This is a genomic window from Emticicia sp. CRIBPO (assembly GCF_009905725.1).
Lineage (GTDB): Bacteria > Bacteroidota > Bacteroidia > Cytophagales > Spirosomataceae > Leadbetterella.
This window is the reverse complement of the sequence record NZ_JAAAKV010000003.1, coordinates 210,553-231,551: the sequence shown is the minus strand read 5'-3', so window position 1 is coordinate 231,551 and position 20,999 is coordinate 210,553. Positions and strand designations below refer to the sequence as shown.

Annotated in this window: 27 protein-coding genes; 11 read left to right on the top strand and 16 right to left on the bottom strand. The window is 43.0% G+C overall.

Annotated elements, in window-relative coordinates:
• Positions 1–2: 2 nt before the first annotated feature.
• From GVN16_RS07830 to GVN16_RS07780, 11 genes are all read right to left on the bottom strand, one after another.
• Positions 3–797, bottom strand: a complete 795-nt coding sequence (locus tag GVN16_RS07830; RefSeq protein WP_166563309.1) for a DUF1295 domain-containing protein — start codon at positions 795–797, stop codon at positions 3–5.
• A 3-nt stretch (positions 798–800) separates the two neighbouring features.
• Positions 801–1,133: a DUF1475 family protein gene (locus GVN16_RS07825; protein ID WP_166563308.1), complete on the bottom strand. Its 333-nt coding sequence runs from the start codon at positions 1,131–1,133 to the stop codon at positions 801–803.
• A 161-nt stretch (positions 1,134–1,294) separates the two neighbouring features.
• Positions 1,295–1,678, bottom strand: a complete 384-nt coding sequence (locus tag GVN16_RS07820; protein WP_166563307.1) for a DUF3037 domain-containing protein — start codon at positions 1,676–1,678, stop codon at positions 1,295–1,297.
• Entirely contained in the window at positions 1,656–2,453 is a 798-nt protein-coding gene (locus tag GVN16_RS07815) for a HipA family kinase (protein ID WP_166563306.1), read from the bottom strand. The genes GVN16_RS07820 and GVN16_RS07815 overlap by 23 nt, the downstream gene beginning before the upstream one ends.
• Before the next feature lie 248 nt (positions 2,454–2,701).
• Complete coding sequence (locus GVN16_RS07810) at positions 2,702–3,361, bottom strand: bifunctional 4-hydroxy-2-oxoglutarate aldolase/2-dehydro-3-deoxy-phosphogluconate aldolase (protein WP_166563305.1); 660 nt, start codon at positions 3,359–3,361, stop codon at positions 2,702–2,704.
• Between the two features lie 67 nt (positions 3,362–3,428).
• On the bottom strand, positions 3,429–4,292 hold the full coding sequence (locus GVN16_RS07805) for an esterase family protein (RefSeq protein ID WP_166563304.1): 864 nt from the start codon (positions 4,290–4,292) through the stop codon (positions 3,429–3,431).
• Between the two features lie 25 nt (positions 4,293–4,317).
• The gene (locus tag GVN16_RS07800; RefSeq protein WP_166563303.1) at positions 4,318–4,680 is read right to left on the bottom strand and encodes a cupin domain-containing protein; all 363 of its coding nucleotides are present in this window, start codon (positions 4,678–4,680) and stop codon (positions 4,318–4,320) included.
• Between the two features lie 20 nt (positions 4,681–4,700).
• A complete protein-coding gene (locus GVN16_RS07795) occupies positions 4,701–5,171 on the bottom strand; it encodes a GNAT family N-acetyltransferase (RefSeq protein ID WP_166563302.1) in 471 nt (156 codons plus the stop codon).
• Positions 5,168–5,803: a LysE family translocator gene (locus tag GVN16_RS07790; RefSeq protein ID WP_166563301.1), complete on the bottom strand. Its 636-nt coding sequence runs from the start codon at positions 5,801–5,803 to the stop codon at positions 5,168–5,170. Before GVN16_RS07790 ends, GVN16_RS07795 begins: the two co-directional genes overlap by 4 nt.
• Before the next feature lie 164 nt (positions 5,804–5,967).
• Positions 5,968–7,152 carry an acyltransferase gene (locus tag GVN16_RS07785; RefSeq protein ID WP_166563300.1) on the bottom strand — a complete coding sequence of 395 codons (1,185 nt, stop codon included), beginning with the start codon at positions 7,150–7,152 and terminating at the stop codon, positions 5,968–5,970.
• Positions 7,153–7,393: 241 nt separating this feature from the next.
• On the bottom strand, positions 7,394–8,767 hold the full coding sequence (locus GVN16_RS07780) for an MATE family efflux transporter (protein ID WP_166563299.1): 1,374 nt from the start codon (positions 8,765–8,767) through the stop codon (positions 7,394–7,396).
• Between the two features lie 335 nt (positions 8,768–9,102).
• On the opposite strand from GVN16_RS07780, the gene GVN16_RS07775 reads away from it, so the two are divergent.
• The 6 genes from GVN16_RS07775 (at position 9,103) to GVN16_RS07750 (ending at position 11,903) form a co-directional block, all read left to right on the top strand.
• The gene (locus GVN16_RS07775; protein WP_166563298.1) at positions 9,103–9,663 is read left to right on the top strand and encodes an AraC family transcriptional regulator; all 561 of its coding nucleotides are present in this window, start codon (positions 9,103–9,105) and stop codon (positions 9,661–9,663) included.
• Positions 9,664–9,782: 119 nt separating this feature from the next.
• Entirely contained in the window at positions 9,783–9,959 is a 177-nt protein-coding gene (locus tag GVN16_RS07770) for a hypothetical protein (RefSeq protein ID WP_166563297.1), read from the top strand.
• Between the two features lie 118 nt (positions 9,960–10,077).
• Positions 10,078–10,284, top strand: a complete 207-nt coding sequence (locus tag GVN16_RS07765; RefSeq protein WP_166563296.1) for a hypothetical protein — start codon at positions 10,078–10,080, stop codon at positions 10,282–10,284.
• 260 nt (positions 10,285–10,544) lie between these two features.
• A complete protein-coding gene (locus GVN16_RS07760) occupies positions 10,545–11,006 on the top strand; it encodes a hypothetical protein (protein ID WP_166563295.1) in 462 nt (153 codons plus the stop codon).
• 169 nt (positions 11,007–11,175) lie between these two features.
• The gene (locus GVN16_RS07755; RefSeq protein WP_166563294.1) at positions 11,176–11,514 is read left to right on the top strand and encodes a cupin domain-containing protein; all 339 of its coding nucleotides are present in this window, start codon (positions 11,176–11,178) and stop codon (positions 11,512–11,514) included.
• 74 nt (positions 11,515–11,588) lie between these two features.
• Entirely contained in the window at positions 11,589–11,903 is a 315-nt protein-coding gene (locus tag GVN16_RS07750) for a BON domain-containing protein (protein WP_166563293.1), read from the top strand.
• A gap of 19 nt (positions 11,904–11,922) precedes the next feature.
• Here the strand turns inward: GVN16_RS07750 and GVN16_RS07745 are convergent, their stop codons facing one another.
• Entirely contained in the window at positions 11,923–12,159 is a 237-nt protein-coding gene (locus GVN16_RS07745; protein ID WP_166563292.1) for a hypothetical protein, read from the bottom strand.
• Positions 12,160–12,675: 516 nt separating this feature from the next.
• On the opposite strand from GVN16_RS07745, the gene GVN16_RS07740 reads away from it, so the two are divergent.
• The 3 genes from GVN16_RS07740 to GVN16_RS07730 all read left to right on the top strand — a co-directional run bounded on the left by GVN16_RS07740 (position 12,676) and on the right by GVN16_RS07730 (position 16,373).
• Complete coding sequence (locus GVN16_RS07740) at positions 12,676–14,925, top strand: acyl-CoA dehydrogenase (RefSeq protein ID WP_166563291.1); 2,250 nt, start codon at positions 12,676–12,678, stop codon at positions 14,923–14,925.
• A 200-nt stretch (positions 14,926–15,125) separates the two neighbouring features.
• A complete protein-coding gene (locus GVN16_RS07735; RefSeq protein ID WP_166563290.1) occupies positions 15,126–16,163 on the top strand; it encodes a hypothetical protein in 1,038 nt (345 codons plus the stop codon).
• A gap of 42 nt (positions 16,164–16,205) precedes the next feature.
• Positions 16,206–16,373: a hypothetical protein gene (locus GVN16_RS07730; RefSeq protein ID WP_166563289.1), complete on the top strand. Its 168-nt coding sequence runs from the start codon at positions 16,206–16,208 to the stop codon at positions 16,371–16,373.
• Positions 16,374–16,453: 80 nt separating this feature from the next.
• Here GVN16_RS07730 and rhuM (GVN16_RS07725) read toward each other — a convergent pair whose 3' ends face one another.
• Together rhuM (GVN16_RS07725) and rhuM (GVN16_RS26325) are read right to left on the bottom strand one after the other, a co-directional pair.
• Positions 16,454–17,425 (bottom strand): RhuM family protein, encoded by a 972-nt coding sequence (rhuM, locus tag GVN16_RS07725; protein WP_166563288.1) that lies wholly within the window; start codon positions 17,423–17,425, stop codon positions 16,454–16,456.
• Positions 17,426–17,467: 42 nt separating this feature from the next.
• Positions 17,468–17,785, bottom strand: coding sequence for a RhuM family protein (gene rhuM, locus GVN16_RS26325; protein ID WP_205748811.1), 318 nt, complete (start codon positions 17,783–17,785; stop codon positions 17,468–17,470).
• A 304-nt stretch (positions 17,786–18,089) separates the two neighbouring features.
• Between rhuM (GVN16_RS26325) and GVN16_RS07715 the strand changes: the two genes are divergently transcribed.
• Together GVN16_RS07715 and GVN16_RS07710 are read left to right on the top strand one after the other, a co-directional pair.
• The gene (locus tag GVN16_RS07715) at positions 18,090–18,416 is read left to right on the top strand and encodes a helix-turn-helix transcriptional regulator (RefSeq protein ID WP_166563287.1); all 327 of its coding nucleotides are present in this window, start codon (positions 18,090–18,092) and stop codon (positions 18,414–18,416) included.
• Positions 18,413–18,925, top strand: coding sequence for an SRPBCC domain-containing protein (locus tag GVN16_RS07710; RefSeq protein ID WP_166563286.1), 513 nt, complete (start codon positions 18,413–18,415; stop codon positions 18,923–18,925). Before GVN16_RS07715 ends, GVN16_RS07710 begins: the two co-directional genes overlap by 4 nt.
• Positions 18,926–19,045: 120 nt before the next feature.
• On the opposite strand, the gene GVN16_RS07705 is transcribed toward GVN16_RS07710, so the two are convergent.
• Together GVN16_RS07705 and mnmE are read right to left on the bottom strand one after the other, a co-directional pair.
• Positions 19,046–19,594 carry a hypothetical protein gene (locus GVN16_RS07705; protein WP_166563285.1) on the bottom strand — a complete coding sequence of 183 codons (549 nt, stop codon included), beginning with the start codon at positions 19,592–19,594 and terminating at the stop codon, positions 19,046–19,048.
• Positions 19,595–19,649: 55 nt separating this feature from the next.
• Positions 19,650–20,999 carry a tRNA uridine-5-carboxymethylaminomethyl(34) synthesis GTPase MnmE gene (gene mnmE, locus GVN16_RS07700; RefSeq protein WP_205748810.1) on the bottom strand — a complete coding sequence of 450 codons (1,350 nt, stop codon included), beginning with the start codon at positions 20,997–20,999 and terminating at the stop codon, positions 19,650–19,652.

Here is a 20,999-nt window from a genome sequence, read left to right as displayed (position 1 = left end):
CTTTATTTATTTTTAGTTTTAAACCACGGAATAAAAGGACTCGTAGTCTGCTGATATACTTCGTAGGCTTTGCCCTTGCTCCTGAGCGACTGCTCTTCCGTCAAAGGAATTCCTGTTACTTTGAATAAGAGATAAGCAATTGATAACGGGCTTATTATCGCTAACCAGCCAAAAGGAGATGCCAAAGCGAAAATAAAAACACTTACCCAGATCATCAGCTGAAAAAAGTAATTGGGGTGCCTGGAATAATACCAGAGACCTTTGTCACAAACTTTCCCTGCATTGGACTTATCTTTCTTAAAATGAGCCAGTTGCCAATCAGCTACGGCTTCGCCGGTCACAGACACCAACCAAAGACCTGCCCCAAGCCATTCGATCCGGCTGATCTCCTGACTTTTATTCAGGGAAATGATGAAAAAAGGAATACAAAGCCAGATGTTGCTCAAACCCTGGGCCTGAAAAAACAGGAAGAATTTCAGATGAATATTTTCAGCCCATTCTTTACGTAATTGTTTATAACGCCCCTCTTCTTCCTGAATGTGGGAGAATATCCTGCCGGTCAGATGCCAGCCCAAACGCAAACTCCACAAAGCTGAAAGGAAAAACACCAGGCTTTTCCTGGTAGCCAGCCCATCGGCCATAAAGAATATGAATACAGCAACGATCAGGAAATTAAAGGCCCAGAAAGCATCTACAATACTATAGTTTTTAAGTTTTGTGGCCCATACCCAGGCAAGGGCCATCACCAGGCAGACGATGACCAAAGATTGTAGCGGTAAGGCAATCAGCTTGTTCATTTTTTAATTCTTTTGGGTAAACACAGCTTTAAGAGGCTTGCCGTCTTTGATATTCAGCAACTGGATCAATACGTAAGTGCAGGTAGCGATACTTCCCAAAACGCAGAACAATGTGATCCAGACGGCCTTTTTCCAGAGTCTGGATTCTTTGTAACACACCCAGGTACTCAAGACAAGGACATTGGCGTAAAAATCCCAGAGAGTCGCTCTCATCCAGGGGATACTCCCGAGATAATCCCATTCTTTAAAGAGGCTGCTTTCGAGAGAAGTGGTGATGACGACATAAGTAATAAACAGAGTCATCACCCCAAAGAGGGTTATCAGAAATAATCTCACGTCTTTTATGGTTTAGAGTTTGGAGTCAATAAACATGTTGTGCAAGCATTTCTGGCCTGTCTGAAACCGGCATAAAACCCCTTGCTGCTTTACATACGAAGAAATAATAAATGCGGATTAAAAAGTATGGATTTTCTTGAAAAAGAAGAGAATGAGGATTACTAAAGCACCAGCTCTTTGAACAGCTGGTCCAGTTTGTGTTTGGGATCTTTACAAAAACCGGGGTGTACTTTCGACATCTGAACCACCGTACTACGGGTAGCAGTAAGCCAGCGGAACCTGGAAGCGAGCGGCAACTGAGCAATCTGACCGCCCTCTTTGCCCCCTTTGCAGATCAATTTGATGGCCTGCAGGTATTTTTCGTATTCTTCCACGTCGTCTTTTGCAGAGAAAATCCTGAGGCGTTCGAGGTCAAGTTCTGTAACCGCATGAAGAAAAAACTGTGACGGGCAGTACAATATCACACCGACGTTGAGGAATTCCTCCCGCTCCACCCTTGGCACCACCCTGATGACGGCATATTCATATAAGTGACTCTCTTGCATGCTGTGCTTGTTTTACAAAATGATCAGATATAGAAATACGGGTATTCAGAAAACGGGCATATACCTGCCTGCGAACAAACGGCAACTCTTCAAGGGATTCATCTTCCAGCCATTGGTCAGGCACCAAAGCCACAATAGAATTGATCAGGTCGGGAGTCAGAATGCTTTTGAATTTGATATTGACCGCTTCCAATTCAGAAGCATAGGGTAGTAAAACATGATCTTTGACCTGGGCGAAGGCTCTTTTGGATTGTTCTTCCCAATTGTCCCACGAATGATGAAAATAAAGGGAGGCTCCGTGGTCAATCAACCAGAGTTCTTTGTGCCAGAAAAGCATATTGGTGTTGCGTGCCGTGCGGTCCACATTGGTAAGCAGGCAGTCGAGCCAGACAATCTGCGAAGCCAGCAAGGGGTCAATTTTATAAACCACAGGGTCAAAAGTAATGGCTCCTGACAGGTAATGCATGGCCAGGTTAAGGCCTTTGCTGGATTGCAGCAAATCCTGGATTTCTTCATCGGCTTCTGAGCGGCCAAAGGCCTCATCCAGGTTAGCAAAGACGATTTCCGGAATTCTCAGTCCCAGGGCTCTGGCAATTTCTCCGCCTATCAGCTCGGCAATCAGGGCCTTAACACCCTGCCCTGCCCCTCTGAATTTAAGAACATACAAAAACTCATCATCGGCTTCTGCCAGGGCAGGCAAAGAGCCCCCCTCACGAAGCGGAGTGACATATCTTGTTACATTGACGGTCCTGAGCCTGTTATCCTGGTGTTCCATAACCTGTTGCCGCAGCCTGACGCTTCACTGATAACCAGGTGGTTAAAGATTTATTCAGAAATGACGGCGTATTTTTTCGAAAATTAATAAAAAATTGACGGAGTTGCAGGTAAAAAATGGAAATAAGAAATGGGATGTATTATACTCGCCGGCTTAAAAACAGAATTGTGAAACGCGTAAGATTATCAATATATCCATTATTAAAGAGTCAAATTTTTCAACACAGTCGCTTCACGAACATTATCATTTTACCCGATCAATTCCAAAGCCTCCTTCACATGCTGATATATCTGTTCATAATTCTTTTCAGACATTAATTTCTCAGTCACCAGCCAGCTTCCTCCTACAGCAATCACATTTTTCAGACCTGTGTATTCCCTTATATTTCCGGGATTTACCCCTCCCATAGGAATAAATTTTAAATTCAACTGGGCATAAGGTCCTTTCATGGCATTCAGAAACGAGATGCCTCCGACCTGTCCGGCAGGAAACAGCTTTAAGACACTATAGCCCATTTCATAGGAAAGTTCTATTTCAGAGGGTGTCATAACTCCGGGGATAAATGGAAAATCATGATCGAGTGCCGCCCGGCCTACCGAAGGATTAAAACCCGGACTTAAGCCGAATTCGGCTCCGGCGTCTATCGCCTGCCGGATCTGTTCCGGCTTGAGCAACGTCCCCGCTCCTACTTTCATCTCCGGGAAATTGTTCCTGATAGCGGTAATGGCTTTTTCAGCTTCATTGGTACGGAAAGGAACTTCCATTACTTTTAATCCCGCCTTCAGCAGTGCTTCTGCAACAGGTAGAGCATGTGAGGCATCCGCGAAAGTGATGGCGGGTAATAGCTTTGATTTTAAAACTTCCTGAAAATATATTTCTTTGTTGTTATCCATCTGTAAGTTCTTCAATATTTTAAGTAATCTCCGGGGAGGGTATTGTATCCATCCATAATCCGGTTTCAACAATCCGGACTTTTCAGGATCCCCTGAAAGACGCTGAAACAAAAGAAAGCACGGTTGGCAGGGCTGTCCGCCAGTAAGTCCAGGTATGCCCGCCCTCTCTTATTCTAAACTCGTGTGGTATTTCCTTTTTACGCATGGCAATGTGAATCAGGGAATTCATTTCAAACAGGAAATCGTCGTCCCCACAGTCAATATACCATCTGATGGCTTTTTTCTGAGCATCCGGCATATTATTAACCAGGATGAGGGCATTCTGGGTTTCGTAGTATTTTTTTACTTCCTCTTCTGTAGCATCAGGGATGGTCCTTTTTAACCTGACATCCGCGTCTTTCAGATCCACGGGTCCGGCAGAGGCACTCAGCGGGCAGGCCGTCGAAAACAATTCAGGATGACGAAGGGCATACATAAATGTACCACCTCCACCCATAGAAAGCCCGGCAATGGCCCTGTAGAGCTTTTCAGGCTTGGTTCTGTAAGTTTTTTCGATGAATGGCATGAATTCCTTAAAGAAAAAATCTTCGTAATTCCATTTTCCACGTACATCATTGAAATAGCCGCGAACACCGGTATTGGCGTCGGGCATCACGATGATCATCGAGGCCGAAGTACCATCCGCAATGGCTTTATCAGCGATTTGTTTTACCTCACCAAACTGTACCCAACCCGTCTGATCATCGCCTCCTCCGTGCAGAAGATACAACACCGGGTAATTTCTCTTTGAAGTTTCGTAATCAGCGGGTAGATAAACGGCATATTTACGGTCTCCGTTTAAAATTTTGCTGGGAAGCGTCAGGTTGTCATAAACCTTGCCCTGCTGGGCAGAAGCCATTCCTGCAAAAGAAAAGGCAATCAGCCATTGAAGAAAAAAGTTTCTCATCGTTTTATTATATAGGGTTGAATAATCAGATCCTGTCAAGTACCTCTTTGGTCAGTTCTTTGTCTTCAGAGTCGCCGGTGTTGAGTGTGGTTGCCGGTTCAAAAAGCATGATCGAAACTTCCTCTTCAGCCACAGGTCTGTGCTCGACTCCTCTTGGGACCACAATGAACTCATTTTCACTTATCTCAACGGTTTTATCACGGAATTCCATCTTAAAATCGCCTTTGAGCACCAAAAACATTTCGTCTTCATGGTCATGCTTGTGCCACACAAATTCTCCTTTGAACTTGACCAGTTTTACATGCTGACCGTTTAATTCACCCACCACTTTCGGGCTCCAGTATTCAGAGAACAAAGCGAGCTTTTCCGCAATATTTACTTTTTCCATTTTATATTCTTTTGATTGATTTAATGATCGTTTAATCCCAGTCGCATTTCTAACAAATTGCCCTTGAAACCTGCTTTTTCGTAAGCCTTCCTGGCCATGACATTGTCTTCATAAACCTCAAGCCTGATTTCTTTGATGCCCTGACTCAAAGCCCACTGCTTTAGAGATTCGAGGATCAGGCGGTTAATGCCCTTTCCACGATGCTCGGGTTTTACATACATAAATCCGAGATAGGCATAGTGGCTGTGCTGCAGATAATCCTGTGCCTTTCTGATCAGTGCATAGCCCGAACCCAAGACCTCCTGGTCAATTTCAGCGACTACCAGTTCGGCATCAGGCCTGGCTATCAGTTGCACGAGGTCGTAATAATGGATTTCACCTTCTTTTAAGGTACTGTCAAAAGGACGCTCTGCGGCTATAATACCTCTTTCAAATGCCAAAAGTATCTCCAGGTCTGTTTCCGAAGCGGTTCTTATCAGGATGTTTTTCATTTTTGGTCAGTCACAGCTACTTTGATCCCAAGCCCGATTAAACTGAGCCCACAGATCTTATTGATATAGGAAGACGCTTTTTTATTGTTTTTCAGCCTGGCAAAAATAGCTGAGGCAAAGATCGCCAGGATCAGACACCAGGCTGTACCCGTGGCTATAAAGGTGGCTCCCAGCGTTAAAAACGGCGAGACGGTATTTTTCAAAGTCGGATCAATGAACTGAGGCAGAAAAGCGATAAAGAACAGGGCCACTTTGGGATTCAGGATATTGGTCAGGATGGCATCCCGGTATATTTTCCAGTAGTCGGTTTTGTTTTCAACACTTACATCATCCGTATTCAGCTGCGACTTGTCCGTCAGCATTTTGTACCCGATATAAAGTAAATAAGCTGCCCCGGCATATTTAATAATGTTAAACAGAAGTATCGATTTCGCAATGATCAGCGAAAGTCCGAAAGCGGCCAGGATGGTATGTACAATGCTGCCGGTACCGATGCCTAAAGCGGAGACGATTCCGGCTTTTCTGCCTTGTCCGATGCTCCTGGACAAGATAAAAACAGTGTCGTTTCCGGGGGTCAGGTTTAACAGAATGCCTGTCAGCAGGAACGTTTCAAAATGTATAATCCCGTTCATTTACTTTGATAATTTTATTCAGGCTCCATTAGAATGGTGTTTCGGCACCCATTTATCCGGAGTCATCAATGTCCGTTAAGGATGAAAAATGATATCCATCCCCTAAAGTTATATTTTAGTCCTGAAAATTCTTCTATTTTCTTTATTTATCAACATTTCAGGTTTTAAAGATATCTTTTTACAATACTGAATTTCCTGAGAAGAAAACTCACACCCCAGCTCATGCCCAGGGCGACGGCAAACACGATCACAAACTTCAGGAAGGCGGTGATCTGAACATCAAGCAACAAGAACTGAGTCCAGGTAACAAAAATATAATGAACCAGGTAAATCAGGTAGGCGTTTTCGACCAGCGAGTCCCACCACCTTGCTCCGGTTTGAACAAACTTCCTGAAAACCGTAATAAAAGCCAGTGTACTCAATGTGCAGGAGGCTACATAAACCGAGTAATAGATCATCCAGGCATTGAATACCTTCAGTTTGTTTTCCACCACCAATTTGCGGAGAGGTTCATAAATCCCGTTCAATGTCAATAAAGTATAAACGATGACGGCCAGCAAAGCCCAGAGCCACCACAACTTTACCAGGGATGAATCTACCGAAAAAATCCTGGTGTTAAAATCAGCATTTCCTATCACTACCCCTAAGAGAAAATAACCGAAATACAACAAAATACGGCTCAGCTGAAAATCGAAGGGTCCATATCCCGTCCAGGTGCCGGCTCCTATCCGGTGAGCCACCGGAACGTACAATAACCAGGTAAAACCCAGCATCAGTAAAAAGAACAGGAAAGGCTTTTGTTGCCATCCGGAAAGCAATTCTCCGCTTTTCCGGATAAAACCCGCAGCAAACTTATGAATAAACACAAACAAAAGATTAAAGACAAACAGCACCCAGATAAACCAGGGCGGGCCTACCGGCCATTGTTCTGTGGTAAAAAAGTCTTTTACATAGGCCGCAAAATCGGTATTTTCATGGGCCACATAGTAAGAAGGAAAATAAGCCATGAGCATGAAGAAAGTGCCAAGAAATAAAAATGGGATAAACAGGCGGAAGACCCTGTCCTTAATAAACGTCAGCGTTCCTTTTTTGAGGATGCTTTTTGTGAGAAACAGTCCTCCGATCAGAAACATCAGCGACATAAAGAAAACATCATTAAAATTCTCAAAGATATCGAGTCCAATCCACCTTTTCCCGTCTACAATGGCGTGTGTTGAATTGATGTATGCTACTTTGTCAAATCTGGCAAAAGTCGTGTAGGCCAATGAAGAGTGATGGGCCACCACAAGGACGGTCAAGGCAGACCTCAGATAGTCTACCCATAAATTTCTGTTTGTTTTCTCAGGCATTTTCTTCTTAATAATTTGTAATAGCTTCAAAACCTCATCAGAAGGCCTGGGTTTAACTGTTTTATGACTAATTGCTTAAAGAAAGGGCAATGGAAAAACCAGCATCAGCTTTTCATCCATAACAGGGTAAGTCTCAGGTTGAATTCGGTTCTGTCCTTAAAATTAGGCAATTTTATCCAGCCTTAAAACATGATTATTCCGTCATGATGAGAAGATAACCGGGAACTAGAACATTTCTTCCTCATTTGTGAGCCAGAATCACCGCGGGATCGTAAAATCTTTCCTTATAAAATGAGGTATATACGCCCATAAAAAGCAACGTGAGTATTTCTGCCAGCGAACGTGACAACCACACGCCATCCAGACCCATCTCAAAATACCCGGGTAAAACAAGCAGCAGGGTCACCACCAGTACCAGGCCTTTCAGCACGGTAATCAGGGTCGAGGCCACTACTTTCTTAATATTCTGGAGATAGGCCGATAAAATATAGTTGGGTCCCGCGGCAATAAAAAGGATAAAATAAAGCGAGGTGGCTCTTTCGGCCATGGCCACAAAAGCCGCGGATTCTTCCCCTGAAAAAACTTTTACCAGCAAACCTGGAATAAAAAATCCGAGACCGGCAATCACCAAACCAAGGCCAAAACTAAAGGCCACGGCAAACCTGAAAATGCCCAGCACCCGGTGTGGCAGCCCTGCTCCGATATTATAGGACATCACGGGCATAGCGGCGATCATAGCAGCCGTGAGCGGCCTCAGAAAAATAAAGCTCAGGTAATTGATCAGCCCGAATGCCGAAACCGCCAAAGGGCCGTAAGGCACAATGTTGTGATTGATAAGCAATAAACCCGTAGAAAAAGAAATTTCAGAGGCAAAAGAAGGCAAGCCGAAACTTAAGAGGGTTTTCCATTCTCCGAACCTGAGCGTAAACCTGAAACGATCAAAACCAAAATGGGTCTTGCCCTTCTGAATGTAAAAGAACAAATACAAAAGTGATCCCAGCATTGAAAAGAAAGTAGCCACTGCTGCTCCTTTTACGCCCCAGCCCAGGCCGATGATAAAAACGAGATCCAGAAGGATATTTAAGCTTACTGCCACTACCGAAGCATTTCTCGAAATTTTCGGACCGTTGTCATTACTGATAAAATTGCCCCAGATCATTCTTAAAAAGAAAAACGGAATACCCGCCAATTGCCAGAGCATGTAATCTGTGGTGCTTCTGAGCAACAAAGCATTCTCTTTTCCGGCCAGAAATCCGGCCAGCGGCCCGATCATGAAGATACTCATCAGCGAAATACTGACGCCGGCCGTCAGAGCAAGGGTAGTCGCAAACTGGAAAATCTGTTGTGAGTCCTCGTATTTCCTGGCCCCGATACTCTTACCCATCATAATACCTCCGCCAATCATAATAGGTAAACTTAGGGCAATAAATACGGTCACCACCGGACCATACAAACCGACAGCCGCCAGACCCTCTTTTCCTACCTGCTGACCTAGAATAACCCCGTTGATAACCTGATGCAAGGTTACAGAAAGAATACTGATCAATGCCGGGCCGTAATATTTAAAAAACAGGGTTTTGACCGGGGCTTCCCTCAGTTGATTGGCAGTATCCATAAGAAGTTTTTGAAATGAGGGGCAAAGTTAGGGTTAAACCCTGATTATTTGATAAACAACTCAAAGAATTGCACTTGAATCATCATGCATCGCGAAGTTCCACAGAATCTGGTTCTTAGCAGAAAGTTAATCATTCGTTTAGCTGTAAAACCGGATAAATTGCTTAACTTGTACTGTTATTAAAAATCAGTCAAACTATATCAGAACTGATTCATATTTCTCGCGAAAGTAAATCAATCTTACAAAGACATCCATACTGATCATTGCCTATTCTCTTTTATAGCTTTTCTTATAAAAAATTCTTTTTGATACTTCCGGTTTAAAACACTTTACCTATGAAAATCTATATTAAGTATATGGTAAGTACCCGTTGCAAAATGATCGTCAAGTCTGAACTTGACAAGCTTGGTTTAAGCTACGGAAATGTTGAACTGGGAGAGGCTGAGATAAAAGAACAGGTCTCTGCAGAGCAATTTGAAAAACTGAAAGCCGGACTGATCAGATCAGGACTTGAGCTGATGGACGACAAGAAAGCTATGCTGATTGAAAAAATAAAGAACGTCATTATTGAAATGGTGCACTATTCAGACGAGCTTCCGAAAATAAAAAACTCCGATTTTATAAGCACTAAACTGAATCACGACTACACCTATCTGGCCAATCTTTTTTCAGAAGCAACGGGTACGACCATCGAACATTACATCATCAGCCACAAGATAGAGCGGGTAAAAGAACTGATCATTTATGACGAACTGAACCTGACTGAAATAGCCTGGAAACTTCACTACAGCAGTGTGGCCCATCTGTCCAATCAGTTTAAAAAGGTGACCGGACTTACTCCGTCCTTCTACAAAAAACTAAAAGACAAAAGACGCATATCGCTTGAAAATGTGTGAATAATGTAACATATATCGAATATTGTGTAACATTTTCCTTCTCGTTAGCCTCATCTTTGTAAAGTAATCGTTCCCGAAATTACTTCCATCAAGCTTTTGAAACTTAATGCCATCAAACAATGAAAAATTTTACCAACGCCATTATCCGGTTGAATTCCGAGTTGATTCTTTCCAAAAGCAGTCATAAAATGACAAAGGTAAGACTCATCAAAGCCATTCTTCACGATTTTAATACCTCCAAACCTCAAAAGGTAAAACCAAAACATCATGGTTTGCAAAATGCGATAGTGATGTAGTTAACCATTTGATTATTCCAGTCATAAAAGCACCACATTTTGATGGTGCTGTTTATTATCTTTTTTCGATTCACCGTATTATTTTTTGCTTATCCCGATATTTTAAAGATTAAAAAACATGAAAGAGACAGAACGCAATACTGTACCGGCTAACCCGCTTGCTCTGATTCATGACAGCCATGCCACGGCAATAATGGCTTTACCTATTCCCGTTGAGCCCTTCACTATTTTAAAAAAACTGAATCCGTTATTCGGAAAACTGACTTCCGAAGGAAAAGAATTTCTGTTAAGACTTCAGGGATTTATAGAAAAGGGATCTTCCTGATCGCACAAATCCGTTTGCCGTTTCATCAAAATCCGGGTTTCGAATAATTTAATTCGTTAGCTGGAAAGTTATGATAGAATATGGCCGGACCGAATCACATCAGGCCTATGAAACAGCTCCTGACAAACCGGCATTCTGAACTTCGTCAAGCACAACCAGCATCATTAATGTGTGAATTTTACAACTCTTTTTGATTATTATGTAAGGCTTTTGATGAATAACAGACCGATCTTTGTATCAGAAACCAAATGCACAACTTTATGAACAGAATGTGTCTTATTACTGTACGTAATTCTATCCGCAAAGCACGGTTTATCTTTGTGCTTTTTCTTGTTGCTTTAACATGGAGTTCCTGTCAGAAAAAGATACATTTTCTGCCCTCTTCACAGGTTCCCGGGGCCAGGGGATTTGTTACCGTCAAAATCGATAAAGCCCATAATTATACCTTCAAAATTAAACTATCAAAACTGGAAGAAGCGTCTGAAGTCAGGACTCCAAAAGTAAATTACATAGTGTGGATGGAGAGTCATCAGCACGCCATCAAAAAAATGGGGAAACTCTCCACCTACATCCATTATGTATCTAAAAACCTGAACGCTTCTTTTGAAACCCTTACCGAACTCAAACCGGTCAGGATTTTCATTACTGCAGAGACGGCTCCTGTCACTCAAAACAGGGAAGCGAGTGTAATTCTGACGACGGAGAGTTTCAAAATACCCTGATCAGAAAATAATAAAAAATAATAGATGGAAAAAATTGACTACTATTGATTAGTTAAAAGTCTGATACTCTGAATCAGGTCGTTCCGGCTCCAAAAAACGGGATTTCGAAAGATTTTATTGAATTCTGATAACTTATAAATTATTTTCTAAACATTGTCTGATCAATAATATGGATATCAACGAAATCGAAAAATCAAAAATACACATCACTGTAGAAATCATAGAATATGTTCCCAATTCAGTTGTCATCAAAACCATATTGAAAAAATCTACAGGCAACATCAGCGTCATGTCATTTGACAGCGGCGAAGGATTGACTGAAAAAACCACACCCTTTGACACCTATGTACAGGTCATAGAAGGAAAAGCGGAGATCGTGATCAGTGGAAAGTCCAACCTTCTTCTGACGGGGCAATCCATCATCATCCCGGCCCATGAATCTAATTATGTAAAACCAAACGGCAGATTCAAGATGATCATGACCGTTATCAAAAGCGGTTATGAGTGATCCCTCCTGAACCTGGTTCAGGGGAATATAAAAAAAACGGTTAAAATGACTAAACCGCAACTTTGGATAAAAACATGAACAATAAGTTTGTATTCTTCAAACCCGGCCATCCTGAAAGCCAGTTGAGGGTTGCCTATACTATAAGGAAGATAGAAATCCTGCAGTTGAAATGCATAAAAAAAGACAAAGCATTGGCTAAAACAGTAGCCGGTGCCTTGCTTACCCACTGGAAAATAACCGGGGAAAGTATCGCCGTAAAGGTAAAAAACGGATGTGTAAGCCTGGAAGGAAAAGTATTGAGTTCTCATGAGAAAGAAGTCATAATGGCCGGAATACTTAGGATCACAGGCGTCAGAAAAATTTCAGACAACATAGCCGCAGAAAACTAACCGATAAGCCTGTTTTCAGTCATTCTTTTGCCTCAGGTAACCAGGCGTTTCTCATAAAATGTGGAGATTGAAGCTGAGGTTCGAAATAGCCTGCGTGACGGGTTTTCCCGATCAGATCATGCTTATTTTCAGGATGGGCTGGCTTGGTCAGAGGCTCATTCTTTTTCTTCATCTGATGAAAAGAAATAATCCCTGCAACTGCCACGATTTCAAAAAAGAAGTGCCTGGTAAGAAATTTTAATACTTTCGGATTCATTTAATTTTGTTTGATGTGTGTGAAACATATCGCTGCAAATATCAGTTTTTTTTCCCAATATCAGATTACATAATTCGGGATTAATTTTACATCTTTCACACATTTACAGGTGATACCATAGACGTTGGTCCGCAAAAGATAACTGCGTTTTTGCCCGTTGCGTGTATGATTTTGACTGATTAAATGGCGTTCTGATGAAGTTGTCCGTTTTTTTTTCTGATATATTCAGGCACCCTTTTTCACTCCTTGAACTATCATAATTCGGAAATCCTGCTGACAGAAAAAGGTCTTCATTCTCCTCATCTTCTAATTCCTCAAAGTATCGGAAAACACCCCGATACTTTTTTGTATGTCAGTTCATTAAGTCAAAAACGGCACAACATCCGGCTATACTTCCTGACTCATGAGCCCTTTCCTTTTATTTCGATCCGTTTGTGCTCATCACTTTTTTGCCCTATATTGTAATAAATAGCCTGAAAAGGCATCTTTTTTCAACCTTATAGTTCTACGACCGACATGAAAAACCTTAAAACAAATGCCTTCCTCCCTCTTTTTTACCTGGTCTGGTCCGATGACCTTTTAACACAGAAAGAACTCCTTACTTTACAGGAATTTATCCGCTCTCAGGTCTGGCTTTCTGAGGAAGAAAAACAATCGCTGGTTTCCGGAATTGAGATTGCCACGCCGCCGTCCCGCAAACAAATTGCGGACTGGAAAAAAGAAATTGAAGAGGTGGTCTCAGGAGCAGACTCTCTTTTTGATATCTCGCTGGCCCTTTCAAAAAATGACGAAACGGTAAAAGAACATAAAACCGCATTTGAACAACTGGAAAACGATCTCGGTATCCTGGGCGAAGAAGCCATCGGAGTTTTCAAAAGCAAAGCGGACACGTTTACTTCGAAACATAAAACCAGCAGCGGCTTTGATGTAAGCAAGCTGACTGCTATCCTGGACGGTGAGCAGGCCCCGATCATCAACAGGGTGAAATCAATCCTGATCCGACCAGAATTTGCTTATGAAAACTCTACAGATATAGGGGTTTACCGCAGCAAAGTCTACGAATGGTGCAAAATTCTGGCTTCAGAAAACCTGGGCAACATGGCTTATCCCAAAGCTTACGGTGGTGGCGAAAACATGGCAGATTACTTCGCCATCATGGAAACCCTCAGCTACCATGACCTGAGCCTTGTCATCAAATTCGGTGTGCAGTTTGGCCTCTGGGGCATGAGCGTACAATCATTAGGCACAGAAAAACACCATAAAAAATACCTCGAAGACATAGGATCTTTAAAATTGCCGGGGTGTTTTGCCATGACAGAAACCCACCACGGATCCAATGTTAAAGGGCTCGAAACCACCGCCACTTACAATTATCAGGACCAGACCTTTGTCATTCATACGCCTCATGAAAATGCTCAGAAAGAATACATCGGCAATGCCGCCCTGCATGGCCAGATGGCCACGGTCTTTGCCCGCCTGATCATAGATGAAAAGGATTACGGCATCAACGCTTTCGTGGTTCCGCTTCGTGATGCAAAAGGCAAGGCACTTAAAGGAGTTACTATTGGCGACTGCGGTCAAAAAATGGGACTAAACGGGGTTGATAACGGCACCATCCGTTTTGACCAGGTCATTATTCCTAAAGAAAATATGCTGGACAGGTTTGCGTCTGTAAGTAACGAAGGAGCATTTGAAAGTCCGATCCCGAGCGATAACAGGCGTTTCTTTACCATGCTCGGCACCCTTGTCGGTGGCAGGATCGGCATACCCCGTTCAGCTTTGGCTGCAGCCAGATCAGGACTCAGCATAGCCATTATTTACGGCGACCAACGCAGGCAGTTCGGCCCGGAAGGCGGCTCCGAAGTACCCGTATTGAACTATCGCATCCACCAGAGAAGACTTATGCCGCTACTGGCAAAAACTTATGCCTTCCATTTTGCCCTGCAATATCTGACCGGCAGGTTTATCGCTAGAAACGAAGATGAAATGCAGGAAATCGAAGCACTGGCAGCCGGTTTGAAATCATCTGCCACCTGGCATACCAGGGACACATTGCAGGAGTGCCGCGAGGCCTGTGGCGGCAAAGGCTATTTGTCAGAAAACCGTATTGATGCCCTTAAAAACGATACTGAAATATACACGACCTTTGAAGGCGATAATACTGTACTTATGCAGCTGGTGGCCAAAAACCGCCTGGCAGAATTCAGAAAATCATTCGGTCACATGGACGCCATGGGCTTGATCAGTTATGTCTACGAAAATGCCAGAACTGTCGTTTCAGAAAAAAATCCGATTGTCACCAGGAAAACCGACGATGCCCATCTGCTCGATGACCAGTTTCTTCTGCAATCTTTCCAATACCGTGAAAAAACGACTCTGGCTTCAGCAGCCAAACGCCTCAAAAAACTCATCGACAGCGGGCTTGATGCTTATGATGCCTTTAATGTGGCTCAGCATCAGATGATAGACGTGGCTCAGGCTTACATTGACCGGGTGGTGCTCGAACAATTTCAGCTGGCGATCAGATCCGTAGGTGATCAGAAATGCCGGTCAACCCTGAGCAAGCTGAGTCATTTGTACGCCCTGTCCCAGATCGAGAAAAATAAAGGATGGTACCTGGAAGACGGCTACATGGAAGCGGTAAAAACCAAAGCCATCCGCAAAATGGTGAATCAGCTTTGCTGGGAAATCAGGGAAGACGCAGTTCCCCTGGTAGAAGCCTTTGCCATACCTGAAAGCTGCCTCGGGGCTGAAATTCTGACATAAAAGATTAACGCTGTGCAGTCTCATTTTCAATGTGTTGCCGGCCGGCGTAGGGAATAGAATTTTAGAGCAATGGGATATTCCCGATTATCCTCCTTATGCCGACTTCCTTCAACATCCCACCCTGATTATACCCCGGAAAACCGGGGTCTGATATTTTCTGTGGTAATTATAAATAGTTTTAAATCAAAACACACATGGCCATGGAAAAGAAAGAGAGAGAGCAGCAACAAAACAATGAAAATAAACCGGATAACCATCAGGCTACCAGGCCGTTCGGACAACGGACCACACCACAGGAGCTTGAAGATGCTCAATACCACAAAGATCCGGATTACACAGAGAAGGAAAAGAAGGAGCTTTATGAACAAAAAATCAGTCCTTCCGAAAAAAGAACCAAAGATGCCCCTGAAGAGGCTGACCCGGAGGATATAACCGACCCGTATGTCGAATCCGCCGACCTCGAAACCAATGGGCCGCTTTACGACGCCAAAATATCGTTTAACAAAGAAGAAAATGGTCAGGATCTATTCGATGAAGAAAATTCGAGGTATGAAGGTCAGTCAGATAATGAAGATGGTTCACCGCCCTATTACGAAGAACAAGGCATAGCTGACGATGAAAAGTTACATGTCTACAATGAGACTCTCGAATCATATGAAGAAAAGGTCTTGTCTGAAGTAGAACGGTTGAAAAAAGAGCAAACAGCAGCAAATGACGGTGTAGCAGAGCCTTATAAAGAAGCTGAAGAGGATGATATTCAGGCGGATGAGAATGTGTCAATTGACAATCGTGATCAGGAGCTTACTGAGGCTTCGGAGTCTTCCGGCGAAAATTTGCCCCATTCCGATGAAGAACCGCCGGAGGAGAAACCGAATGATGACATAAAAGACCCTCAGCTATCGCCGGTAGAGGATGAACCTATTGATGAAAATACTTTATCGGCCCATCCTGATCAGGGCTTCCGCGAAAGGGAAAAACCTTTTGGCGAAAATTCACCTTCTTATTCGGATTCAGAAGAAAAACGGCCGGACGAACAAACACCCGCTGATAATGACGTAGCAGAATATTACAAGGAGCCTATAGAAGATGATCCAACCGATAAGGATACCTCGCCTTCTGTCGGAGATCCGGGGTATGACGATACCCCGCAACCTTTTGGTGAAACTTCACCGTTTTACCCGGGTTCGGAAGAAAAATGGTTAATCAGCCAACCGGCAGCCAATGATGTTGTATCATAAGCCATCGGAGATGATCTGGCGATTGAAAACAGATCGAAGGCCGTGGATGATCCCACATATGATGACATGCCACGGCCTTTCGGTAAAGAACACTCTTCTTACGTACTGGAAGATGACCTGGCTAACGCTGTCGAGGTGGCTGATGATGGATACGCTGCACAAATGGTTCAGAAACAGCAAGCTCCGAAAGAAGAAAAAGCAGGGGTATAATTTTAAATTTGTCAAAGACAATGATACGGTCCTTTATGATTTTTCATTTAGCCTGAGAGATTTATGCTGATCAGGTCAATCTATTGGTTGCGGTTAAGTACGCTGATGATCAGCCGCTTGACCGTTTCCATTTCTTCCGGTTTACTGGCCGCCACAAACAAGGTCAGGCTGGCGAGAGCTTCATTACTCAGTATCAGTCCGCCATGCCTGGTGGTCAATAAGCTGTTTTCTTTCAGGAAAAGCAGAAAACAAGCTGCCGCAATTCTCTTATTTCCATCCACAAATGAATGGTTCTTAATAACGAGGTAAAGCAAAGTAGCAGCTTTTTCTTCCAGCGTCGGATAAAAATCTTCTTCATCAAAACCTTTGCTGATCTGGATCACAGAGCTTTGAAAACCTTCATCTTTTTCTTTTCCAAAAATACCCGAATCAAAGTCCGCTTTCATCATATGGATGATCTGTTGATAGTCTTCTATCGATGGATAACGGGCTTTTTGTGTGCTGGTACCTTTCTGATCCAGGCTTTCGTGATCATAGTCATCCAGTAGTTCAAGCCCTTTGGCAAACTGTGAAAGCCACAAATTGTCCTGACTATCCACTTTTTCCTCAATTGCCCGGCTAAGTATCCTGATACCGTCTTTGAGAATGTGAATTTCCTGTTTCTTTTGTGCCAGTCTTTTTTCGTTGATAGCATAACCCTGGATCAGATAATCTTTGAGGCGTTGGGTGGCCCATTGACGGAATTGAGTGGCTCTGCTTGAATTCACCCTATAACCTATTGATAATATCATATCTAAATTATAGACATCTAATTTCCGGCTTACCTTTCGCAACCCTTCAAACTGAACTATTTCCATTTTGGAAACAGTTAAATCAGCCTTCAGCTCTCCATCTTTATAAATATTCTTAGTATGCTTGTTAATAGCCGGAATCTCAGTACCAAATAGAGAAGCTATTTGCTTTTGAGTCAACCAAATAGTTTCTTCCCTGAATTTAACTTCAATCTGGGTCTGGCCATCATTACTTTGATAAATTTCAATCTGGTTTTCCATTGTGTTTCATTTTTTTGTTGTAAAAATTCTTTTTGATTTCTTTTAGTTATTCGGGTTTCTTACTGTTTTTGGACCAGTCGTTTTTCGTTGATGGCATAACCCCGGATCAGATGATCTTTGGAGGCGTTGAGTGGCCCAGATTCGAAATTGGGTACCCTGAAATGATTTTACCCTGTACCCTACTGAAATAATCGTATCGAGATTATAAAACGTTATTAAACGGTTTACTTTCCTCTTTCCTTCGGCTTGAACCATCAAGTATTCCTTGACAGTTCCATGTTCCTCTAGTTCTCCTTCTTTATAGATATTATTAATATACAAGCTAATATTTTGTTTCGTTGCACTAAACAACACGGCCATCTGCACTTGAGACAGTCAAACAGTTTCATTATCCAACGTTACCTGAATCTGAGTTTTCCCGTCCGGGCTTTGATAAATTTCAATCTGGTTTTCCATTGTGTTTCAAAAGTTATTGTGAATTCCGGTCATAAAAGTAGTATTTCCGTAACCAATCACCACATATTGTTACAGAATGCTAAAATTTCTACCATCACACCTTAACCTCACCCTGCATCCTATACTTTTTATTGATAAAAAAAATCAGGAAAAAATTTGTGCAAGCAAATACTTGCATATATATTTGCAAGCAAAACCTTGCATAATAATGAAAATCAAACGGGATGCCTTCCATGCTATTGCCGATCCGACACGAAGAGGGATCATAGAAATGCTGACGCAACAACCCCTGCACCTTAATGCCATCGCTGAAAACTTTGATGTCAGCCGCCAGGCAGTATCATTGCATGTGAAGGTGTTACAGGAATGCGGGCTTATTGTGATCAAAAAACAAGGCAGGGAAAGATATTGCGAAGCTCAACTCGACAAACTCAATGAAGTAAGCGACTGGGTAGCTCAGCAAAAACAATTCTGGACAGTGAAATTTAACGCTCTTGATACATATCTGAACAAAATTCAAACCAACGAAAAATGAATAAGCAACAAACCAACGAACATCAGAACTTCAGTTTCACTTATGAGTTCAATGCACCTAAAGCACTCGTCTTCAACGCCTTCAGTACAGCCGAAGCACTGAATGAATGGTGGGGCCCTGCAGAAACGGTCAACAGTACCATCAAACTTGATTTTACACCCGGCGGTATTTTCCATTTTAAAATGGACTACCAGGGCCATGCCAGCTACGGTCGCTTTCTATTCGGGCAGATCAACCCCTACGACCTGTTGGAGTTCAGCAATGCCTTTGCCGATGAAAACGCTAATGTCATCAAGGCTCCGTTTGAAGTGAACCTACCACTTGAGATTTTCTACAGGCTCACTTTTACGGAGAACAACGGCAAAACCACCTTGTTCATGACCGGCGAACCTTTAAACGGCAGCGACGATGAAATAGCCGGATTTAACTCTATCGCTGACAGCATGCAGGAAGGCTTCGGAGCTACGTTTGACAAGTTGGTGGTTTATTTGGAGAGAGTGCAGGGTTGAACTTTGCATAAATAGAGTCCTTGAATTTAATCAAATATTAGTGTAATAGCTTATGACAGGTTGCTCATCAGAATATTTTTCAGGTTGATGAGCACCTTCCTTAATAACTCATTGACTCAACTAGTAAAAAATACGATCTTTATCTACAATCCTCTTCGGTTTTCCTAAAAAGCTAATTCCTCCTTCTGGGAATGGCGTATATTTTAACTTTAAATTCAGATTATCACCTTCATATTTTACGGTGACTATTCCATGAGGAATTCTCATATCAGATTCTTTGAATTGATCGAAATCAAAGTCCCTAAAAACCCATATCCATCCTTGGTATGGATATTTTCCATCAATTATATAATCCCCCTCACGCAATCCCCTTTTACTACTATAAAGTTCTATCCTCATCAAATCTCCTTTTTTTGAGAACCAGTTGTCAGGTCGGCCATTCAAACCCACTTCTTTATTTTTAAAAATAAAGACATATTTAGCTTGATCCCAGTTTGCATCCATGTAAGATATCTGATATGCTTCATCTATGTCCAATGTATCATCTTCATATATAAAAGTATTTTCAATGATTAACATTTCATTTTCTTCTTCCTTTTCCGGAAGAACTTTCTTGCAATTAGCTAAAGCTAAAGAAAACGCAATAGCAATCAGAAAAATGTTTTTCATAGTCATTTATTAATCGATCAGGTGAAAAAGGTATTTTAATAGTCAAGCATCTAAATCACTTCCCAATACAAAACTTCCCAAAAATATTCGCCAGCAGATCATCCGTAGTAATCGTGCCGGTGATCTCACCGAGGTGATGCAGCGATAGGCGGATGTCCTGGGCCAGGAAGTCGCCGGTGATGCCGCTGCCGAGGCCTGAAAGTACTTCGTCAAGGGCTTCATTGGCTTTCGTCAGGTGGGTGTAGTGGCGAAGGTTGGTAACGGTGGTGTCTGAACTCTTCACATTTTTGACCCTCGACACGATATGCTTCTTCAATTCCTCAATACCGATGCCTTTTTTGGCTGAAATCCTGATTTCACCTTCCGTTGTTATTTTCTCTGCTCCCGGAATGAGGTCTATCTTGTTTTTTACCCAGATGATTTCCTTGGCCTCGTGCACTTCCTGCTCCAGGTTTTCAAGGAACGCCCTGTCTTCTTCATTGTCATGCAGCATGATCAGGATATCAGCACTTTGCATGGCTTTCCTGGACCGTTCAATCCCGATGGCCTCTACCACGTCTTTAGTTTCACGGATACCGGCCGTATCGATAAACCTGAACTTCATGCCGTCAATAAACATCACGTCTTCGATGACGTCACGGGTCGTTCCGGCAATTTCGGTAACAATGGCTTTTTCTTCATTCAGAAGGGTATTCAGCAAGGTGGACTTGCCGGCATTGGGTGCTCCGATAATGGCTACCGGCACGCCTTGTTTAATCGCATTGCCGCTTTCAAACGAATCGATCAAAGGGATCAGCTGTCCCTGTATGTCATAAATCAGTTTTCTCAAATCATCGCGGTCGGCAAACTCCACGTCTTCTTCACCGAAATCAAGCTCCAGCTCAACCAGGCTGGCAAAGTGTATGAGTTCTTCTCTCAGTGTCGAAAGCTTGCGGGAAAAACCTCCCCGCATCTGGTTCATGGCGGCTTTGTGAGCGGCTTCTGAATCTGCAGCAATCAGGTCGGCAACCGCCTCGGCCTGCACCAGGTCAAACTGCCCGTTGAGAAAAGCCCTCTGGGTAAACTCTCCCGGCTTGGCCATTTCACAGCCGTTTTTGACCAGCAGCTTAAGTATATAGCGGATAATATAATCACTTCCATGGGTCGAAATCTCTACCGTATCTTCTTTGGTGAAGGATTTCGGAGACCGGAACACACTGATCAGTACCTCATCCACGATCTTCTCCCCATCACGTATCGTCCCGAAATGGATGGTGTTCCCTTTGGCCTGGCTCAGGTCCTTGCCTTTAAAAATCTGGTTGACGATCCTGAAAGTGTCTGCTCCGGACACCCTGATAACGGCAATGGCTCCAACTCCCGGGGCCGTAGCCAAAGCACAGATGGTTTCCTGATGGATAATGGACAT

Coding starts and splice junctions, on each gene's coding strand:
- GVN16_RS07830 (WP_166563309.1), bottom strand. CDS start 797: ATGAACAAGCTGATTGCCTTACCGCTACAATCTTTGGTCATCGTCTGC.
- GVN16_RS07820 (WP_166563307.1), bottom strand. CDS start 1,678: ATGCAAGAGAGTCACTTATATGAATATGCCGTCATCAGGGTGGTGCCA.
- GVN16_RS07815 (WP_166563306.1), bottom strand. CDS start 2,453: ATGGAACACCAGGATAACAGGCTCAGGACCGTCAATGTAACAAGATAT.
- GVN16_RS07805 (WP_166563304.1), bottom strand. CDS start 4,292: ATGAGAAACTTTTTTCTTCAATGGCTGATTGCCTTTTCTTTTGCAGGA.
- GVN16_RS07800 (WP_166563303.1), bottom strand. CDS start 4,680: ATGGAAAAAGTAAATATTGCGGAAAAGCTCGCTTTGTTCTCTGAATAC.
- GVN16_RS07795 (WP_166563302.1), bottom strand. CDS start 5,171: ATGAAAAACATCCTGATAAGAACCGCTTCGGAAACAGACCTGGAGATA.
- GVN16_RS07790 (WP_166563301.1), bottom strand. CDS start 5,803: ATGAACGGGATTATACATTTTGAAACGTTCCTGCTGACAGGCATTCTG.
- GVN16_RS07785 (WP_166563300.1), bottom strand. CDS start 7,152: ATGCCTGAGAAAACAAACAGAAATTTATGGGTAGACTATCTGAGGTCT.
- GVN16_RS07780 (WP_166563299.1), bottom strand. CDS start 8,767: ATGGATACTGCCAATCAACTGAGGGAAGCCCCGGTCAAAACCCTGTTT.
- GVN16_RS07775 (WP_166563298.1), top strand. CDS start 9,103: ATGAAAATCTATATTAAGTATATGGTAAGTACCCGTTGCAAAATGATC.
- GVN16_RS07770 (WP_166563297.1), top strand. CDS start 9,783: ATGAAAAATTTTACCAACGCCATTATCCGGTTGAATTCCGAGTTGATT.
- GVN16_RS07765 (WP_166563296.1), top strand. CDS start 10,078: ATGAAAGAGACAGAACGCAATACTGTACCGGCTAACCCGCTTGCTCTG.
- GVN16_RS07760 (WP_166563295.1), top strand. CDS start 10,545: ATGAACAGAATGTGTCTTATTACTGTACGTAATTCTATCCGCAAAGCA.
- GVN16_RS07755 (WP_166563294.1), top strand. CDS start 11,176: ATGGATATCAACGAAATCGAAAAATCAAAAATACACATCACTGTAGAA.
- GVN16_RS07750 (WP_166563293.1), top strand. CDS start 11,589: ATGAACAATAAGTTTGTATTCTTCAAACCCGGCCATCCTGAAAGCCAG.
- GVN16_RS07745 (WP_166563292.1), bottom strand. CDS start 12,159: ATGAATCCGAAAGTATTAAAATTTCTTACCAGGCACTTCTTTTTTGAA.
- GVN16_RS07740 (WP_166563291.1), top strand. CDS start 12,676: ATGAAAAACCTTAAAACAAATGCCTTCCTCCCTCTTTTTTACCTGGTC.
- GVN16_RS07735 (WP_166563290.1), top strand. CDS start 15,126: ATGGAAAAGAAAGAGAGAGAGCAGCAACAAAACAATGAAAATAAACCG.
- rhuM (WP_166563288.1), bottom strand. CDS start 17,425: ATGGAAAACCAGATTGAAATTTATCAAAGTAATGATGGCCAGACCCAG.
- rhuM (WP_205748811.1), bottom strand. CDS start 17,785: ATGGCCGTGTTGTTTAGTGCAACGAAACAAAATATTAGCTTGTATATT.
- GVN16_RS07715 (WP_166563287.1), top strand. CDS start 18,090: ATGAAAATCAAACGGGATGCCTTCCATGCTATTGCCGATCCGACACGA.
- GVN16_RS07710 (WP_166563286.1), top strand. CDS start 18,413: ATGAATAAGCAACAAACCAACGAACATCAGAACTTCAGTTTCACTTAT.
- GVN16_RS07705 (WP_166563285.1), bottom strand. CDS start 19,594: ATGAAAAACATTTTTCTGATTGCTATTGCGTTTTCTTTAGCTTTAGCT.
- mnmE (WP_205748810.1), bottom strand. CDS start 20,999: ATGTCCATTATCCATCAGGAAACCATCTGTGCTTTGGCTACGGCCCCG.